17 protein-coding genes are annotated in these 16,958 nt (G+C 58.2%); 9 read left to right on the top strand and 8 right to left on the bottom strand.

Going from position 1 to position 16,958, the window contains the following annotated elements:
* Positions 1-39: 39 nt before the first annotated feature.
* The 4 genes from NC979_RS14430 to yidD all read left to right on the top strand — a co-directional run bounded on the left by NC979_RS14430 (position 40) and on the right by yidD (position 2,692).
* Positions 40-879: a LysR substrate-binding domain-containing protein gene (locus NC979_RS14430; RefSeq protein ID WP_242023854.1), complete on the top strand. Its 840-nt coding sequence runs from the start codon at positions 40-42 to the stop codon at positions 877-879.
* Positions 851-1,900: a serine hydrolase domain-containing protein gene (locus tag NC979_RS14425; protein WP_190515123.1), complete on the top strand. Its 1,050-nt coding sequence runs from the start codon at positions 851-853 to the stop codon at positions 1,898-1,900. Before NC979_RS14430 ends, NC979_RS14425 begins: the two co-directional genes overlap by 29 nt.
* 91 nt (positions 1,901-1,991) lie before the next feature.
* A complete protein-coding gene (locus NC979_RS14420) occupies positions 1,992-2,351 on the top strand; it encodes a hypothetical protein (protein WP_190515120.1) in 360 nt (119 codons plus the stop codon).
* Between the two features lie 95 nt (positions 2,352-2,446).
* Complete coding sequence (yidD, locus tag NC979_RS14415; RefSeq protein WP_190515117.1) at positions 2,447-2,692, top strand: membrane protein insertion efficiency factor YidD; 246 nt, start codon at positions 2,447-2,449, stop codon at positions 2,690-2,692.
* 39 nt (positions 2,693-2,731) lie between these two features.
* Here yidD and NC979_RS14410 read toward each other — a convergent pair whose 3' ends face one another.
* Positions 2,732-3,400, bottom strand: a complete 669-nt coding sequence (locus tag NC979_RS14410; protein WP_190515115.1) for an MOSC domain-containing protein — start codon at positions 3,398-3,400, stop codon at positions 2,732-2,734.
* 100 nt (positions 3,401-3,500) lie between these two features.
* A complete protein-coding gene (gene purH / locus NC979_RS14405; protein ID WP_190515112.1) occupies positions 3,501-5,048 on the bottom strand; it encodes a bifunctional phosphoribosylaminoimidazolecarboxamide formyltransferase/IMP cyclohydrolase in 1,548 nt (515 codons plus the stop codon).
* 116 nt (positions 5,049-5,164) lie between these two features.
* Between purH and NC979_RS14400 the strand changes: the two genes are divergently transcribed.
* The gene (locus NC979_RS14400; protein WP_199308658.1) at positions 5,165-5,812 is read left to right on the top strand and encodes a GNAT family N-acetyltransferase; all 648 of its coding nucleotides are present in this window, start codon (positions 5,165-5,167) and stop codon (positions 5,810-5,812) included.
* A gap of 191 nt (positions 5,813-6,003) precedes the next feature.
* Here NC979_RS14400 and NC979_RS14395 read toward each other — a convergent pair whose 3' ends face one another.
* The 3 genes from NC979_RS14395 to NC979_RS14385 are packed head-to-tail and all read right to left on the bottom strand — an operon-like array spanning position 6,004 to position 7,308.
* On the bottom strand, positions 6,004-6,246 hold the full coding sequence (locus NC979_RS14395) for a DUF2283 domain-containing protein (protein ID WP_190515110.1): 243 nt from the start codon (positions 6,244-6,246) through the stop codon (positions 6,004-6,006).
* Positions 6,237-6,539 (bottom strand): hypothetical protein, encoded by a 303-nt coding sequence (locus NC979_RS14390; protein ID WP_190515107.1) that lies wholly within the window; start codon positions 6,537-6,539, stop codon positions 6,237-6,239. The genes NC979_RS14395 and NC979_RS14390 overlap by 10 nt, the downstream gene beginning before the upstream one ends.
* A gap of 19 nt (positions 6,540-6,558) precedes the next feature.
* Positions 6,559-7,308 carry a creatininase family protein gene (locus NC979_RS14385; protein WP_190515104.1) on the bottom strand — a complete coding sequence of 250 codons (750 nt, stop codon included), beginning with the start codon at positions 7,306-7,308 and terminating at the stop codon, positions 6,559-6,561.
* 308 nt (positions 7,309-7,616) lie between these two features.
* On the opposite strand from NC979_RS14385, the gene NC979_RS14380 reads away from it, so the two are divergent.
* Positions 7,617-7,964: a DUF6679 family protein gene (locus tag NC979_RS14380; RefSeq protein ID WP_431191067.1), complete on the top strand. Its 348-nt coding sequence runs from the start codon at positions 7,617-7,619 to the stop codon at positions 7,962-7,964.
* Positions 7,965-8,127: 163 nt separating this feature from the next.
* Here the strand turns inward: NC979_RS14380 and NC979_RS14375 are convergent, their stop codons facing one another.
* Positions 8,128-9,132, bottom strand: a complete 1,005-nt coding sequence (locus NC979_RS14375) for a hypothetical protein (protein WP_190515101.1) — start codon at positions 9,130-9,132, stop codon at positions 8,128-8,130.
* Between the two features lie 72 nt (positions 9,133-9,204).
* Entirely contained in the window at positions 9,205-10,215 is a 1,011-nt protein-coding gene (gene tilS / locus NC979_RS14370) for a tRNA lysidine(34) synthetase TilS (RefSeq protein ID WP_190515098.1), read from the bottom strand.
* A 261-nt stretch (positions 10,216-10,476) separates the two neighbouring features.
* Between tilS and NC979_RS14365 the strand changes: the two genes are divergently transcribed.
* Positions 10,477-12,330: a tetratricopeptide repeat protein gene (locus tag NC979_RS14365; RefSeq protein ID WP_190515095.1), complete on the top strand. Its 1,854-nt coding sequence runs from the start codon at positions 10,477-10,479 to the stop codon at positions 12,328-12,330.
* Positions 12,331-12,418: 88 nt separating this feature from the next.
* Here the strand turns inward: NC979_RS14365 and NC979_RS14360 are convergent, their stop codons facing one another.
* Complete coding sequence (locus tag NC979_RS14360) at positions 12,419-12,898, bottom strand: GNAT family N-acetyltransferase (RefSeq protein ID WP_190515093.1); 480 nt, start codon at positions 12,896-12,898, stop codon at positions 12,419-12,421.
* Between the two features lie 354 nt (positions 12,899-13,252).
* Here NC979_RS14360 and NC979_RS14355 point away from each other — a divergent pair, with 354 nt between their 5' ends.
* Both NC979_RS14355 and NC979_RS14350 read left to right on the top strand, forming a co-directional pair.
* Positions 13,253-14,962, top strand: a complete 1,710-nt coding sequence (locus NC979_RS14355) for a serine/threonine-protein kinase (RefSeq protein ID WP_190515091.1) — start codon at positions 13,253-13,255, stop codon at positions 14,960-14,962.
* A gap of 325 nt (positions 14,963-15,287) precedes the next feature.
* Positions 15,288-16,898 (top strand): CapA family protein, encoded by a 1,611-nt coding sequence (locus NC979_RS14350; protein WP_199308656.1) that lies wholly within the window; start codon positions 15,288-15,290, stop codon positions 16,896-16,898.
* The last annotated feature ends 60 nt before the right edge of the window (positions 16,899-16,958 follow it).

Here is a 16,958-nt window from a genome sequence, read left to right as displayed (position 1 = left end):
CAGCAGCGGCTCAAAAGCCTTCATGTAGGGCAACCTGCTATGAGCGCAAGCTTGGGCAGATTGCGATCGCTCTTTGATGACGACCTGTTCGTGCGGGTAGGGCGAGAAATGCGGCCTACCGCCAAGGCTAATGCGATCGCCCCCCAGATCACCGCAGCCCTAGATACCATTCGAGCCACCTTGGCAGAACCGCACTCCTTCACCCCGCTCAGTTCGCAACGGGTATTTACCTTCGCTACATCTGACTATTTTGCCAACTTGATTTTGCCAAAAATACTAGTCGCATTTAAGCAACAAGCACCGCACATTGGTCTACGCTTGATTACTGTCGAAAAAGAGTCATTTGTAGAGTTAATTGAAGGTGAAATCATCGACTTGGCACTGGGAACGTTTGCAGATTTGCCCAGCCATGTTCTTGAAGAAAACCTGCTAATGGAGCGATTCCTTGGAGTCTGTCGATTAAATCATCCCGCCCTTGAAAATGACAAAGTTAGCCTAGAGAATTTTGTTGCATTTCCCCACGCGCTCTTTACGCTGCGGCGGGATGCCGTCGGTATTGTTGACCAAATTCTGGCTGAGCAAGGTCTACAGCGGCGCGTTGCGCTGACGGTGCCCTACTGGTTGGCATTACCAACGGCGATCGCCACCTCTGATCTCCTTGCAGCCATTCCCTCCTGCCTAGAACAGCACTTTCTCCAGTACTATCCCCTACAGGTCTTTGAACTCCCCCTTGATGTGCCCCACTGGGTAATCTCGATGGCTTGGAGCAAACTCAGCGATCGCGATGCGGCCAATCTGTGGCTGCGGCAAACCATTCGAGAAGTCTGTCAAAGTATCGAGCTTGAATTGTATGGATCAAGGCATGCAAGTGGCGCTTAAAGAAGCGGTTGACCAAACGCTGACTCAGGCTCAAATGCTGGGGGCGGCGATCGCCATTCGTATAGAAGGCAAGCCCTCGCTCGCTATGGGCGTAGGGCATCAAGACCTGAGCCAGACGATACCGCTCTCCACCGACGCCAGCTTCTATATCTACAGTGTGACTAAATCGCTCATTGCGGCGGCGGTTCTGCACCAAGTTAGCGAAGGATGCCTTAGTCTGGACACACCTATTCAAGATTATTGGTTAGATTTTCTAGTCGCAACGCCCATTACCCTGCGTCAGATTCTCAGCCATAGCAGCGGCTTGCCCGATTACGGTGGTCTGCCGGCCTACAACGAGGCGGTAAAAGCAACCCCTAGTGCTCCCTGGTCGCCCGAGGCCTTTCTTGAGGTGGCCTCTAGTCGAGGATTGCTGTTTGACCCTGGCCAGGGCTGGTCCTATTCCAACATTGGCTATTTAGCGCTCAAGCTGCTGCTAGAGAAGGTCACAGGGCAATCTATGCAGGGCTATTTAGACGAGCTATTCTTTGCGCCCTTGGGCTTGAAGCAGACCTTTGTCGCCGCTTCGCTAGACGATGTCACGGGCCTGACGCCAGGCTATACGTCTATATTTGGCGATGAGCTTGAGGATATGTCGCAGCGCTACCATCCCGGCTGGGTTTCCCATGGAGTAGTGGTGTCTACGGCAGCAGAGCTGGCCAAGATGATGCATGCCCTAATCACAGGTCATATTCTCGACCCAACGCTGGTAGAGCAGATGGCTCAGCCGGTTCACAGCTTGGGGCCGTACTCACCCCTGCAAAATGTGGGCTGCGGGCTAGGACTGTTTGTGGATACCGCATCGCCCTATGGTCGAGTCGCGGGGCACAACGGTGGCGGGCCAGGCTATTCGATCGCAGCTTTTCACTTTTCGGCCCTAGCCGGTCGCTCCGCCACCATCGCTGCCGCCACCAATAAAGAAGGCGATAACGTGGGTGTAAATGTGGTCTACGCCCTAGCCCACGTGCTAGCCCAAGCGTGACCCATTGCTACAAATCGTGCGCCGCTGGGAATTCGTTTGCCTAGGTGGGCAAGCTAATGCTGTGAACTCTAGGTCAGCCCTCGGATAGCTTATGAGCATCAAACGCGCCCCCCGCCGAAGTTTTCCTAAGATCAGCACGATGCCGCGCCCGGCCACTGAGGCCGCCCAGTATCTCGATATGTACAAGCTCACCGTTGAGAAGACGCGTCTTGAGCAGGAGCTGGAATATATCGACGGTCGCCGTCAGCAGCTGTGCGATCGCCTCGCTGAGATTGAGCAGGCAACCGCAGGGCTCGACGCCAAAGCCACCACTCTGCGCCAGCCCACCCAGCCTGCTGCTGCCCCCAGGCCCCAAGGGCTAAACTTTGCCCCTAGCACCAACGTGTATTTGCCCGAACGCAACAGCCGCCAGGCTCCGCAAGACTACAACACGCTGATGTTGGATTATTAGAGGGTGTAAGGGTTCAAGGTTTTGGGTATAAGGTCCCTCTTCGGCTCTGTACCTTGCACCGTGAACCCTGCACCCAAGCTCGCTAAAATGGGGCTATGAAGCAAGTTTTGCTGCTCCTCATCCATGGCTATCGACGGCTGCTGTCGCCGCTGTTTCCGCCCACTTGTCGGTTTAACCCGACCTGCTCTCAGTACGCGCTGACGGCGATCGAGCGGTTTGGCCCGGCGAAGGGGAGCTGGCTAGCGGCTCGACGGATTACGCGCTGTCACCCCTTTCATCCCGGCGGCTACGACCCGGTTCCTGAAGAGCCCGCCGCTGAATCGGATATCGCTCAAAAGTAGACGAGCAGGTTTGAGCGGGCCCAATGACGCGACTGGGGTTTAGTCCTCATGTGCCACAGAATCAGAAGGCGTTGAGCCCCGCTCTAGCCACTGCTGAAAGATTGCTTTGAACCGTTCTGCAATCGGGGCGTTGAGCCCTTTGCGAAGCAGATCGGGGTGGCGATCCCTGTCATGCCACAGGTCAGATAGTTCTGTTAGGGTCGGAAAGCCGGGGGAAGCATACTCCATGGTGACTGGATCGTTTACCTGTAGATCGCCGGTTGATAACACTCGGGTGTAGGCTCCCGGTCGCCGGGCCTGGATAAACTGCTGGACGAAAGTGGCGTCACTCATCCGGGCTGCGAGGGTGGAGCATGGAATGCGCGGGAAGGTGACTTCAAGCAAGACGGCGTTGATCGCGATGCGATCGCCAGCCCGGAGTGGTTGAGGCCCAAAGCTTGAGAGTGTGAGGTTTTCACCAAAAGTACCAAAGGGAATCGGGCGCTGTAGCTCAGCCTCCCACCAAGCGTAGTCTTCGGCGCTGTAGAGATAAACGGCCTGGTCTACGCCCCCGTGGTGGGCTGTATCGGCTATCGTATCTCCCACCAGCCCTTGGGTACTGACGTGCACCTGCCCTGCGATCGGTGTCTTAAAGATGCCTGTGGTAGCGACCCGTTGCCCAATGGTTATGGTTTCGGGCCGACCGCTGTTGATAGATAGAATCTGCATCGGTACTACGCCACTGATGGCTGGGCAGCAATAAGGTCTAGGGTAGCTCCATTCTTCTAAGCAGGGTGCATCCGCGCAGCGATGCACCACTGGACAATTTCTAATGCAGGAAATGCCGTACGCCGGTCATGGCCATAATCAGGCCCAGCTCGTTGGCCGCTTTAATCGAGTCGTCGTCGCGGCGGCTACCGCCGGGCTGCACCACCGTCCGAATGCCTGCAGCGGCGGCGGTGCGCACCGAGTCGTCGAAGGGAAAGAAGCCATCGCTGGCTAGCACCGCGCCTTGGGCTTTTGCCCCCGCCTGCGCTAGGGCGATGCTGACGGAGCCCACGCGGTTCATCTGCCCGGCCCCAATGCCGAGGGTTTGCTGCTGGTGAGTGACGACGATCGCATTCGATTTCACATGCTTCACCACCCGCCAAGCAAACAGCATTTCGGCCAGCTCGGCCTCGGTGGGCTTGGCCTCCGTAACAATCTGCCAGGTAGCGGGGTCGTCGCGGTAGGTGTCGGGAGCCTGGAGCAAGAAGCCGCCTGCGATCGCATTCACCACCTGGGTTGGCCCGGTCAGTAGATCCTCTAGCACCAGCACTCGCAGGTTTTGCTTTTTGGCGAGGATGTCTTGGGCGGCGCGATCGCACCCCGGAGCCACAATGCACTCTAAAAACGTACCCGTCAGCTGCTCGGCGGTGTCGGCATCGATGGGGCGATTGAGCACCACAATGCCGCCAAAGGCCGAGACATCGTCGGCATCGTAGGCGCGGCGGTAGGCGCTAGCTAGCGTATCGCCCATCCCCACACCGCAGGGGTTGGTGTGCTTGAGCACGGCGGCGGCGGGGCGATCGCTGGGGAACTCGGCAATAATCCGCCGCGCTGCCTCGAGATCTACCAGATTGTTGTAGCTCAGCTCTTTGCCCTGGAGCTGCTCGGCCCCAGCCCACCCAGTGGGAGTGGAACCCGTGCGATACCAGGCAGCGGTCTGGTGAGGATTCTCGCCGTAGCGCAATGTCGCCTGCTGGCGACCCGTCATGGCCCACTGCTGAGGTAGGGTATCTGGTTCGCTAGTGGATGCGGTGAGGTAGGTAGCGATCGCCTGGTCGTAGCTGGCCGTGTGCCAAAACGCCGCCCGCGCACACTCTTGGCGAAACTCTAGCGGCACCTGGCCATCGCTAGCGCGTAGCGCCTCCAGATAAGGCTCATACTGCTCGGCACTGCATAGCACGGTCAGGTGGGCGTGGTTTTTGGCGGCCGCCCGCAGCATGGCTGGCCCGCCGATGTCGATATTCTCGATCGCATCGGCCATGGTCACGCCTTCTTTTGCGATCGTCTGCTCAAAAGGGTAGAGGTTCACCACCACCAGATCTAGGGGGCGAATGCCATTGTCGGCCAAATCTTTCTGGTCTTCGGCCAGGTCTTGCCGCGCCAAAATGCCGCCGTGGATTTTGGGGTGCAGCGTCTTGACGCGTCCGCCAAGGATTTCGGGTGAGCCGGTGTAGTCAGAGACTTTGGTGACGGGGAGGCCTGCCGCTGCGATCGCCTTCGCCGTACCGCCGCTGCTGACTAGGTCAAAGCCAAACTCTTCTACCAAAGTTTTGGCTAATTCTACCAGCCCGGTTTTATCCGATACGCTCAACAGTGCCAGGCGCGCCATAGCTCTCCATCCTCGATTTTGCAGACCCCTACTATACCGAAAAAGCCTGCCCGCCCCATCTTCCTCACCTCCCTCACTTCCCCGTCTCCCTTACCCCCTCCTATGGCACCATAGCAATGCTCCTCTCACCGCAGGATGGCACTCCATTGCTCAGCTCAAACCTCGGTGGGCCACTACTATGGGCATCAATGATCACTCAAGAGCCCACGCTCAACACCCCACGGCTGCGGCTGCGGCTTGGCAAACCCAGCGACATTACCGAGATTTTGCGCTACTACCACGACAACAGCGACTATCTACAACCCTTTGAGCCCCAGCGGCCAGACGACTTTTACACCCCAGACTTTTGGCGAAATGTGCTGAATGCCCGCCGCAACGATTTCTACTCTGGTCAGGCGGTGAAGCTGTTTATCTTTTCTCGCGATGAGCCGAGCCAGGTGATGGGCACCATCAATCTCAACACCATCATTCGCGGCGCGTTTCAGGGGGCTACCTTGGGCTATGGCCTCTCTGCTGAGCACCAGGGCCAAGGCTATATGACCGAGGCTGGCAAGGCGATCGTTGCCTACGCCTTTGACAATCTCAATCTGCACCGGGTAATGGCCAACTATATGCCCCACAACCACCGCAGCGCCAACGTGCTCAAACGGCTAGGCTTTCAGATCGAAGGCATTGCCCGCGACTACCTATTCATCGACGGCCAGTGGCAAGACCACGTGATGACCAGCTTGATCAACCCCAACTGGCAGATGCCAGAGCCTTAAACTTTTAGCACTGAGAATGTCTAAGCTGGCAATGTCGTGCAGTCAAAAATTAAGCCTGTCACCGCCTTGCATTGCTATAGCATCGCCCGACATTGCAGTATCACAGTGCAGATCAAGCACATCCCTTATCGGCATTGCCCTGGGAAAAGGGCAGCTTAGGCCTGTTACTGCCCCAGATGGCATTCCCTCCACTAACGCTGACTTGCATTGAGGATAGTCAGTCCAACGATGGCTTCGGCATCGTTGTAGCGGATCACAATGTCATCATCGGTGATTTCGCTATCGCCCGCAGACTGAGGCGGATTGTTGAAGTCAATATAGAGAACATCAGCCTGCGCGTCATACACCACAAAGAAAGGCTGCTTAGGCAGATCGTGCAGCAGGGGCAAAAATCTGAGGTAAGGTAGGGCTTCTTGATAGTTGGCTATAGCCATAGCTGCTGTCTCCGGTTGAGTGAGTTTGCCTTGCGAGTTGAGAACGCGGTCACCACAAAGCCATCCTGCTGCGTTTCTTTATAAATGACTACAAGCCACTTACCAATCTCTAGCGTTTGAATGGCCATCAATGCACCCTCGTTGCCTGCCAGCAAACGCTCTGGTGCTGCGATCGCTCCTAGAACCAAGTCCTTCCGGTCGGCAATGTCAGCATGGCGTTGAATGATATGTTGCCACCGCTCGTCAGGCAGGCGAATAGGAATGCCATTGAGAGAATTGACGGTGTCAGTCATTTATGAGGCGTATCGACCTTTACTCTGCCGCTAAAAACGCCAGATAGTCGCTGGTGAGTTCTTTCACCGCTGCCTCGTAGAGCTGCTGCCCATGCTCGGGGGTGGCTAGAGCCGGGTTCGAGCCCATGCGGCCATCGGGGTAGCGCAAGCGAAAGTCTGTCGGGCTGTAGATCGCATGGCCCGACGGAGCTACCTGCGGCTCTAGCGGAGCCTGCTTAATGAAATCAGGATAGGCGTACTGAGTTAGAGCCACCTCGCTGGGGGTAGCGTGGGAGCCTTCTTGGTCGCCGTAGAGTTCCTTCGCGAGAGTGTAGACCGATCGCGCCATAAACCAGTTGGCCGTCTTGCAGCGCACCCGCTCAGCATTGGGAATTTGGTCATGGGCTAGGGCAGTGTAGGCTTCGGCAAAGGCCGCCTTCAGAGTAGCGATATTGCCGCCGTGGCCATTGACAAAAAAGAACCGAGTAAAGCCGTGGCGCACCAGGGGTGTGAGGTAATCCAAAATGACGGCGATGAGCGTGCTGGGGCGCAGGGTCATAGAGCCGGGAAAGGCCGTGTGGTGCAGCGCCATGCCGACGTTGATGGTGGGGCCAACCAGGGCATTGGCGGCTTCTCCTACGCCCTTGGCCACCACCTCGGCACAGATGGCGTCAGTGCCAATCAGGCCAGTGGGGCCGTGCTGTTCTGTAGAACCAATCGGCAAAATAATGCCCGACGACTGAGTCAGGTAGGCCTCAACTTCGGGCCAGGTGCAGAGGTGCAGCAGCATAGGGCAAGACCGAGAATAGGGCTAATTTCTCACTATAGCGCTCTGCCCCAGCCCCCTGTGGGCAAGCGAACGTAAGGCTTGTTACACTACAGTCTTCGCTTCACTGATATGAGAAGAATGAATGCCTCGGGGAATGTTAAGGTACAGAACCAGGATTAGCTACGACCAGTAGCTGCTGGTCATCTACCCAAACTGCTGATGCGTAGTTTAGCCAGAGCGAGGGCACAACTACGTGGTAAGGCAAGGCCTATGATGTAGGGCAACCTCGTTTCAGCTGGGTGAGCGCTCCCCTCCGCTAGTGAAGCGATATGAGCGTTGATGTTACCTGTGAAGGAGCCGCGATTATGCTACACCGCAAGATCTATCAACTCTGTTGTGATGGTCAAGATGTGTGGATTTTTCTACGGGATCAACAGCGTTGGATTGAGCGGGCGAAGATTTTAGACATTGAAGGCGATCTGGTCACTTTTCGCTACGAAACTGAGGAAGAAGACGAGATTTGCTCTTGGGAAGAAATGGTGCGTCTAGAGAGCATTGGCGCAGTCACCAAGCGCCTCGCCGCTGTCCCCCGAGGCGATGTCGAGATTAATGTCTCTGAAGATTGCCCCGAGACTGAGCAACTGAGTGACCCTTACCCAGAGTCAAACGCTGACTAGATCCGCCATCTTTTGAAATTCTTAGTGAGGATGACTGGGTAGAGGCCTAGTCATCCTCTTTTTGTATTGAGAAATAAGCCGTGTCAGTATGCTTCGATGCGTACTTCACCGTTGAACTTCCGAGTGAACCGCCTGAAAGGGTTAATCAGGCTGTCGCTTTTGTCTAATTTGCTGGCCCGCTTGGGTCTGAGAACGTGTTGATATAGCCGTTGCCAGTGTAAACGCCGGGTGGCCTTGGCGCTGAGAAGGGAGCAGGTTCTGGTTGAAGAGTGGAGCTAGGGACATTGCTTGGCACACCAGACGTAGGCTGCGCCGTTACCCCCGCAGAGGGCGTGGCGGCTGGAGCCCCAAGGTTTAAGTTGAGCGCAGCTGGCGCCACTGGCGCCGCTGGCGCAACTGCGGCTGGGCTAGGCGCTAGCGTTGGCGGCAATGTATAACCTGTTGTCCCCGGCGGTGGCGACATTTGTGGGGTGGTGCGAATAAATCGTTGGTCTACCCCAGGCAGACTGCCTTCGACCATCCAGGGCGAGGACGTGAGATTGTCGGTAGGGGCAGCTTCAGCTACCGGATTGCGCTCTTCGGATACTGTCTCGGAGGGAGGAACGGTGTTGGCACGGCGCTGGTTGAGCGCTTGTTGCAGGGCGCTGGGTTGTAGTGCGTTCTCGCCAGACGCTGCCAGATCGACTGACGAAGGACCAAGCGATCGGGTGGCATCTAGATTGGCTTCGCTGCCGCTGGCTGAGGGGCTAAATCGAAAGCGGCTGCGCTCTAAATAGTTGGCAAAGGGGCTAGTGGGGGCCTGCTGCTCTTCTGTCGCGGTGGGCAGCGCCAGGGCATCAGTGTTGGGCGATCGCACCTCCTCCTCCTCTAAAGCCGTAGCCGTGGTGGGCTGCATTTGGTCAAGCAACACAGCTAAATTGTCAATTTCGGCCAGATCGGCCAAATCGTCGCTCGATAAATCGCCCACATTGGTGTTGGGGTCAACGGCGGCACTGTCAACGGCGGGGTTGTACTGACTGCGCCACTCGGGATTGCGCCAGTACTGGGGCACGGCCACGGCTAGCAGCCCCAGCAGGCCAAGGCCGCCCCACACCGTCGGGCGATTAAGCGATCGCCCCAAGAATTGCAGGCGGACCAAGCGATAGCGTAGTGCGGGGGGTAAAGTCATGGGTTAGCCCGCGTAGACAAGGTGAATAGAACTACTGCCATTCTAGAACCTCCACCATCCCATGCCGCAGCCTCACATAGCGTGGGATGGCTTTAGCACCAGCCAGTCGCCCTCCACCACGGCAACCAGCCCACCGGGGAAGGGATCGCTCTGGCTGCCCTGCGGGGCGGCAAGCAGGGCGACGAGTTTCTCAACATGCTCAAAGCTGATCTGAGCTGGGGTCACCTGCTGAAGCAGCCGCCGCAGCACCCGCCGCTGGAGGGCCAACGGCGCGGTTTTGAGGGGCGATCGCTGAACTCTCCACGCTTCGCTATCTCCAGTGGGAAAGGAAACCGATGCCCCATACAACTCGCCTGCCATCGTCTCTAGCAGCTCAACCTCAGCGGTGAGCAGTTCCGCTGTATGGGCCAGGGTCACGTCTACCCCGGGGTTGAAGTGCTGTTGCAGGTAGGGCAATAGCTCTAGGCGAATGCGGTTGCGGGCATAGCCGGTGTCTTGGTTGGTGGCATCGGGCCAGATGGGAAGGTCAAACTGGCGGCAAAACTCTCCGGTCTGCTGACGCGTCAGCCCGAGCAGGGGGCGCACCACGGCAACGGGGCTGTCTTGGGAGAGGGGCCGCTGCCAGGCCAGGGCTTGAAGGCCATCGGTGCCGCTGCCCCGCAGCAGGTTGTAGAGCAGGGTTTCGGTGCGATCGCTTGCCGTATGCCCCGTCACCACGTGGCTACAGCGTGCTTGTCTGGCCAAAACTTCAAACACCCAATAGCGCCAGTGCCGAGCCTGGGCCTCGGTGGCGTAGTCGGCATCGGCGGTAACCACCTCACAGGGAACGCCCCAACCTTCGCAGAGCTGCCGCACAAAATTGGCGTTGGCCGCCGAGTCGGGCCGCCAGCGGTGATCGCAGTGCACCGCCCGTAGCTGCCAGCTCCACTTGGGCCGCAGATCGACCAGCAGTTTGAGCAGGCACACCGAATCTTGCCCGCCCGAGACCGCCAACAACCCTGTCGCCCCTCGCGGTAGCAGCGGACGAACTTTCAGCAGCCGATGCACCCCAGCGTGGGTCGTGCTCCACGGAACCCCACCCATAGCTTTAAGGGAATTGAATGCGCTTTTCCCAGGCTACCTTACCCTAGGATTTCGCCGGGCTTTGTTTCCTTGTGGCAAAAAAAGAAAGTAGAAGAGCGAAAAACGAAAAAATACTCGATGGGCCTGAATCCTGGCGTTTTAGGCTGTCCTAGCCCAGGCTTCACCGGCTATGGCACTCTACCGCTAGCGGGCTGAATCTCAGAAAAATCTGTGGCACACTTGGGCAACGGCTCCTCCACAGTTTTAACGGCATGGCGATCTATGGCTCAACCCTACCAGGCCCTCATTGATGACATAGTGGCCGCTACCCTCAAGGGCAAAATTCAGTCAAAACAGCAGGTCTACCGCATGCTGCAAGCAGGCATCGAGCCGGGCGGTGGCGAACTGTTTGAGCGGGCCTTGGCCACGACGCTGGCGGCTCTAGAGCCTGACCTGGCCCCCGGCAGTGACGAATTTAAGCAGGCCAAAGCCCTGCGCCAACAGCGTGCCCTCCGCACTATTCAGGGTGAATGGGAGCGCTGGCAGGCCGGCAACCAGGCTACAGCGGTGCTGACTGGCGTAGAAGCCGAAATTCTCAACGCACCGCCTGAAGAACGGCTGTCTCGCCTCCTCGCCGCCCTTGACCCCAACCGCGATCAGCCCCTCTCTCGAGAACAGCTGGGACAGCTGGTGCGGGCACTCAAGCAGGCTCCTGTGCCGTCCGAATCGGTCTCAGCTGCCGAGACTGCCCCAGCCCTGGCTACCCTGGCTGATGGGCTTGACCAGGGGCTGGCCGCTTGGCAGCAGCTCGAAGGCGACGTGGTGGGGTGGATCTATGCCCAGGGCCAGCAGCTGGGCTTTAGTGAACCTGGCGAGCAGTCTGGTCCGTGGCAGCACTGGGGCAAAATTGTGAATAACCTGGCGCTAAAACGCCTGTTTGTTGATCTGGCTCAGCATCAAACGGTCACTGCCGCTGGCGTGACGGCTCCCCTAGCCGTGACCGACTGGATTGCCTGGGGGGTGGTTTTGCAGCGCCTGCAGCTGGCCCTGGTGAACTGGTTCGATCGCCAGCCCTACGACCCCCAATCTGGCAAGCGGCTGTCGATCGCGACCTTTCTCACCTTTGCCGTGGTCTGGGGACAGATCTCTGACCGCCTGGGCCAGCAAGGGCAGCGCATTCTGTCGACGGGCTCGTTTCAGCTGGCGCTCCAGGGGCTGCGGCAGTTTGCTAACCAGAGCTATTTCCCACTCTACGGCGGTCTATTTACCGCTTTATCTGGGGAACCCCTCCGCGCCCTGCTAGAGTATCTTGATCAACCCCTGCAAGCCGTGCCCAACACGGCGGTAAAAGCCCGCATTCTCACCCTGCTGGGCTATTCACAGCGGGCGCTGGGCAACTATAGCCAGGCCCAGCGCTTTCACCAGCAGGCCCTGGAGGTGGCCCGCGAGGCCCACGATGTGCCTTGCGAAATCGCCAGTCTCAACCATCTCAGTCGCACCTCGGTGGCCCAGCAAGACTTTGAGACCGCCCAGGGTCACAGCCAGCGGGCGCTGATTTTGGCCCGCCAGAGCGGTGATCGCATCGGTCAAGCCAACGCCCTGGCCAACGTGGGCTACAGTCAGGTCGCCCAGGGTCAGTCTCAACTGCTGGAAGCCGAACAGTACGAAACCGTGCTCAGCTACCTAGAGCAGGGGCTAGCGCTGTCGGAGCAGGTGGGCGATCGCCCCAGCCAGGCCCTCTGCGCCAACAGTCTCGGCATCGCCCAGCTAAAGCTCGGGCAATATCGGGATGCGATCGAGTCTCTCCAGCAAGGACTCCAGGTAGCCCAGGCAATCGGCGATCGCTTTCTAATGGCCTCCAATTTTGCCCACCTCGCCGCCGCCTACCAGGGCGATGGCAACCTCGAACAAGCGGTGCTCAGCGGCTGCCTCGGCATGTACCTGCATCACCAGATCGACTCCCCCGAATGGCGGCAGCCCGCGGCCCTGCTCAGCATTCTCTATGGGCAACTGGGGCCAGAGACCTTTGAGGGCATTCTCGCCGACCACCGTCGCCAGTTTCTCGCCGTGATTGGCGTCGATGGCTACGACTTTTTGCAGCCCCTGCTGGCGCGCTATCGCGAGTCGCTGGAGTAGGGGCTGGGGCAAAGGAAATGGCTTCTAGAGAATCTGCTTGGCCCAGAGTGTGAGCATGGTGCCACAGACCGGGGTGGCGGCGATCGCACTAGAGCTTTTTGAAGTATCTAGCGACTGGCCACAGATCAAAGCCTGCCTTTTCGTAAGTATGTCGGGCTGGGGCATGGCCAGGATCACCACCGGTCTCAACCATCGCGATCGCCATGCCAGCCTCTTTCATCCAGCCCAGAGCAAAGTTTGTCAGAGCGCTGCCAATGCCACGACCCTGAAACTCTGGATCGACGGCAACCATATAGATCTCATCCATACTGTCTGCCGGGTGCAGCTTGACGGCGACAAACCCCACAACAAAATCGGCGTCTTTGGCAACCCACACATGGGTGTCTTCTCCAGCGCAGACGTCCTCGACAGCCTTTTGCTGACTCCTCCGCCACTGATCGGGATAGAACGCTTGATACACCTCGGCATTCATTGTGGTTTGAATTGAATCAAAGACGGGTGCCCAGACCCGCAGCGCCAGCCGAACAACTGCATCGAGGTGGTGAGAGGCATAGGGTTCGATTTCCATGTTTTGCAACCAAAACTTGGAGCCGATGACTTTGGCGAACCTATTTTAGGGCGAATTTCTATAGCTCTAGCAGTTCTGAAAGCCTACAGCTAGTGAAGTCGGGTTGGAACGGCCAAGCTATTACGATTCAATCTAGCGAACCTTTTTCGCTCTTCTATTTTTATTCTTTTGCCGTCACCCCGTGGCCTCCCTCGGGAACCCGCCGACGGTTCCGTGCGTCACCCTAAAATCGGCCAAGTCGGCATCTGTGGCCATCGCTATATTTAGGGTTATGCTGCTGAGCGCTACCCTAGGGGGGGTAACGATACCCGCTAGACTGTCGTCTAATAGTTCAAACGTCACTCGTCCATGGCTATGACCGCTTCGTTTCCCAACCTTCCGCCAGAATCTAGACCGCTGGGGGGCCGCTATCGGCTCGTGCAGCCCTTGGGCTCTGGGGGTTTTGGTCAAACCTTTAGCGCCCAAGACCTGCATCTGCCGGGGCATCCGCTCTGCGTGGTAAAGCAGCTCAAGCCTCAGGTGACCAGTGCTGAAGAGCTGCAAACGGCGCGGCGGCTGTTTGATACTGAGGCTCAGACCCTCTATAAGCTGGGGACGCACCCGCAGATTCCGGGACTGCTGGCCCACTTTGAGGAAGGGCAAGAGTTTTACCTGGCGCAGGAGCTAATCGAAGGTCACTCCCTGGCAGAGGAACTGGGCATCCCCTGGACCGAGGCCCAGGTCGCCGCCTTCCTGGGCGATTTGCTAGGAATTTTGGCCTTTGTTCATTCCCACGGTGTCATCCATCGCGACATCAAGCCCTCGAATTTGATCCGCCGCGCCAGCGATCGCCGCCTCGTCCTGATTGACTTTGGCGCAGTCAAGCAGGTGAGCGCCCAGGCCACCGCCCTGCGCTCTGGCCTCAGCCACACCATCTCCATTGGCACTCAAGGGTATATGCCCAGTGAGCAGGTGGCCGGACGGCCGCAGTTCAGCAGCGATATCTATGCCGTTGGAATTTTAGGCATTCAGGCCCTGACCGGCTACCCGCCGACCGAGCTGCATCCCGACCCCCATAGCGGTGAGCTAGATTGGCAGCACTACGCGCCCCAGGCTAATCCTGCCTTGCTGGATGTGTTGGAGGTGATGGTGCGCTACGACTTTCGCACCCGCTATACCACCGCTGTCGAGGCTCTGGCTGACTTAAGAAAATTGCCCCCAGCTCTGAGTCGGTATGTGCCAGCTGCTCCGACGCCCCAAGGGCAGTCTCCCCGCACCACTGTTGCCACCGTGGCGGTAGGGCGGCCGCGAGAACGAACTCAGCTGACAGCAGCAGCCCAGGTGCCAGCGGCTCAGGTGCCGGCAGCTAGGGTGCCAGCAGCTAAGGCGCCGATGCAGCGGCGAGAGTCGTCGTCAGCTAGCTGGTTGCCCTTAGCGGCAGGAGCCTTGGCGGCGTCTGTGCTGGCGATTGCCGGTCTGCTCGGCTGGCAGGCGTGGCGCTCAGCCTCCTCAGACCCAGAGGCTGAAACCCCTGTGGCCACGACTCCCTCCGCTGAGGCACCGGCCGAAGCTGAGCCTACAGTCGTTGAATCTGAGCCCGAAGTGGAAGCGCCTGCCGCACCCCCCGAGGCAGCTGTCGAATCGGCTGAGGCCGAGCCTGAGGCACCCACTGCCCCAGAGCCAGAGGTGGTCGATGCGCCAGAAGAAGAGGTTGTAGAACCTGAACCACCGGCTCCACCAGCTCCAGAGGGTGGCGAGCTAACGCCCGAGGCAGCTCAGGCGACGGTGGCAACTCTATATAGCCATGTTTCGAGTAAATCTTGGGATGCGGCGCGATCGCAGTTTAGCGGTCCGCTAGCGCAGCAGTTTGACCCAGGCTTTTTTGCCCAATTTGATCGTGTTTCAGTTGAGAATCTGCGAGTGACGGGGCAAACTGCCGACAGCGTTGAGTTTGTGGGCGAGAACACCTATGTTTATCCCGATGGCTCTACCCAACGAGAACAGCGATCGTTCACGGTACAAATGCTGGACGGGCAGCCTCGAATTGTTGGCTCTAGCTTTGGCGGGGTGCTGGAGTCTCGGTAGGCAAGGTTAAATCTGGGCCTGCTTTTGTTGCGTGAGCTGAGGCGATCGCGATTAGCAATGCATCCACCGTGTTTTTTACCTCTGTTGAGGTCGTCTAGACCAGAGAGAGACAACTTTCCTTTCGGCAATTCGCTGAGAGGATGTTTGAAAAGTCCTATGTCTTGTGGCAAAAGTGGAGATCCCTCTAAGTTTGCCAGTGTTCTATAGACCCATCTTTGCCCCGTTGGCTTCTGTCTAGCAGGGCAGTTTTTTGTGAGGTTAGTAATTTCTTTTTGCTCCACCGGTATGATTTGCATAACTTTGGAGCCTGGATACCCTTTCGTTTGTGACTATTGCTGACCTGACCCAACTGTCTCAATGGCCCGAGGCTCAGCGGGGCAACATGGCCGCGATCGCCGATCTGCTCACCACCGCCCTGGATGATCCAGCGCTGCGAGTAGAGGTTTCTTGGCGCGATCGCACCCTCTACGTACTGCTCACCACCCCTCACCGCGATGGACTGTCCCAGCAGCTCGATCGCATTCACGCCGTAGTGACAGCCCTCGCTCTGCCTGACATCGCCGAACTCAAGGTGGTAGATGGCACCGATCGCCCCCTGGAACACCGTTGGCAGCAGGTCTTTAGCCTAGATGCCGCTGCCTCAACGCCTTCAGTCACCGCCCTTGCCGATAAGCCGTCACCGGAGGAGCGGGCCGCGGGAATCGCGCCCACCATCGATCGCCGCTCAGTGGAATCAGCGCCAGCGCCAGCGGCCTCTAGTCCTCACCGCTGGCGCTGGAGAGCATTGCCTATAGTGATGGTGCTCGGGTTTGGCTTGGCCGCTGGGGTTACTCAATGGCGTTACGACCAGCAACGCGTACCTAGCTCAACCCAGTCACTACCTGCCCCTGCAGCAGATGGTGTGTCTCAGGCGATCGTGCCCCTGCTGCCGGCAGCATCTACCGCAGCCTTGGCGCTCCCCGATCTGGCAGTTCCCGTAGCCCTAACTATCAAAGCCGTGGGCGACATCATTCCCGGTACTGACTACCAGCGCTACCGGCTACCCGAAGACTGGCAATACCTGTTCGGCAGCATTCAATACCACCTAGGCGAAGCCGATATTACCTTCGGCAATTTTGAAAGCACCCTCACCGAAGTGCCCAGCAGCGCCAAAGATACAGGCAGTGCCAATACCTTCGCCTTTCGCACCCCGCCCTGGTACGCCAGTGTACTCAAAGAAGCCGGCTTTGACGTTCTGAGCGTGGCCAACAACCACTCCATGGATTTCTTTGAGCAGGGCTTTACCGATACCATCGCCCACATCGAAGCGGCGGGTATGAAGGCCGTGGGCCGCAAAGGCGAAATTCTGTACGTCGAAGCCCAGGGGCAAACCGTAGCGTTCATCGGCTTTAGCAACTATCAAGAGCACAACCAGGTGCAGGATATAGAGGCTGCGATCGCCTTAGTAGAGACCGCCAATGCCCAGGCCGATATCGTCGTCGTCTCCTTCCACGCCGGTAAAGAGGGTACCGATGCCACCGTCACTCGCGATCAAGACGAGCTGTTCTACTCCGAAAATCGCGGCAACGTCGTGCGTTTCTCTCGCGCCGTTGTTGACCACGGAGCCGACTTAGTGCTGGGCCATGGTCCCCACGTTCCCAGAGCGATCGAGCTGTACAGCAACAAGCTGATTGCTTATTCCCTCGGAAATTTCCTCGGCTACCGCAGCCTCTCTACCGTTGGCCCCCTGGGCACCTCGCTGATTCTGCAAACCAACCTCGATGCCCAGGGCAACTTCGTTAGCGGCCGCATCATCCCCGTCGCCCTCGATCGCAACGGCGTCCCCTACCTCGACGATCACTTTGGCGGCGTGGTGTTGGTGCGCCAGTTTACCCAACGCGACTTTCCTGATACACCTTTAGCGCTCGATGATCTGGGCTACATCTGGCCCCGGTAATATCAGCACCGCACCTGACGAGAAAAGTGTAATGAAGAGAACCGGCAAAGTTCTAAACTC

Source organism: Leptolyngbya subtilissima AS-A7, from assembly GCF_039962255.1.
Classification (GTDB): Bacteria; Cyanobacteriota; Cyanobacteriia; order Phormidesmidales; family Phormidesmidaceae; genus Nodosilinea.
This window is presented reverse-complemented; position numbering and strand designations above follow the sequence as displayed.

What these genes read in the sequence shown, in the direction of transcription:
- NC979_RS14390 (WP_190515107.1), bottom strand. Translation starts at nt 6,539, where the DNA reads ATGACTGACACCGTCAATTCTCTCAATGGCATTCCTATTCGCCTGCCT.
- NC979_RS14400 (WP_199308658.1), top strand. Translation starts at nt 5,165, where the DNA reads ATGCTCCTCTCACCGCAGGATGGCACTCCATTGCTCAGCTCAAACCTC.
- NC979_RS14410 (WP_190515115.1), bottom strand. Translation starts at nt 3,400, where the DNA reads ATGCAGATTCTATCTATCAACAGCGGTCGGCCCGAAACCATAACCATT.
- NC979_RS14385 (WP_190515104.1), bottom strand. Translation starts at nt 7,308, where the DNA reads ATGCTGCTGCACCTCTGCACCTGGCCCGAAGTTGAGGCCTACCTGACT.
- NC979_RS14365 (WP_190515095.1), top strand. Translation starts at nt 10,477, where the DNA reads ATGGCTCAACCCTACCAGGCCCTCATTGATGACATAGTGGCCGCTACC.
- NC979_RS14420 (WP_190515120.1), top strand. Translation starts at nt 1,992, where the DNA reads ATGAGCATCAAACGCGCCCCCCGCCGAAGTTTTCCTAAGATCAGCACG.
- yidD (WP_190515117.1), top strand. Translation starts at nt 2,447, where the DNA reads ATGAAGCAAGTTTTGCTGCTCCTCATCCATGGCTATCGACGGCTGCTG.
- NC979_RS14395 (WP_190515110.1), bottom strand. Translation starts at nt 6,246, where the DNA reads ATGGCTATAGCCAACTATCAAGAAGCCCTACCTTACCTCAGATTTTTG.
- purH (WP_190515112.1), bottom strand. Translation starts at nt 5,048, where the DNA reads ATGGCGCGCCTGGCACTGTTGAGCGTATCGGATAAAACCGGGCTGGTA.
- NC979_RS14380 (WP_431191067.1), top strand. Translation starts at nt 7,617, where the DNA reads ATGAGCGTTGATGTTACCTGTGAAGGAGCCGCGATTATGCTACACCGC.
- tilS (WP_190515098.1), bottom strand. Translation starts at nt 10,215, where the DNA reads ATGGGTGGGGTTCCGTGGAGCACGACCCACGCTGGGGTGCATCGGCTG.
- NC979_RS14360 (WP_190515093.1), bottom strand. Translation starts at nt 12,898, where the DNA reads ATGGAAATCGAACCCTATGCCTCTCACCACCTCGATGCAGTTGTTCGG.
- NC979_RS14425 (WP_190515123.1), top strand. Translation starts at nt 851, where the DNA reads ATGGATCAAGGCATGCAAGTGGCGCTTAAAGAAGCGGTTGACCAAACG.
- NC979_RS14430 (WP_242023854.1), top strand. Translation starts at nt 40, where the DNA reads ATGAGCGCAAGCTTGGGCAGATTGCGATCGCTCTTTGATGACGACCTG.
- NC979_RS14375 (WP_190515101.1), bottom strand. Translation starts at nt 9,132, where the DNA reads ATGACTTTACCCCCCGCACTACGCTATCGCTTGGTCCGCCTGCAATTC.
- NC979_RS14355 (WP_190515091.1), top strand. Translation starts at nt 13,253, where the DNA reads ATGACCGCTTCGTTTCCCAACCTTCCGCCAGAATCTAGACCGCTGGGG.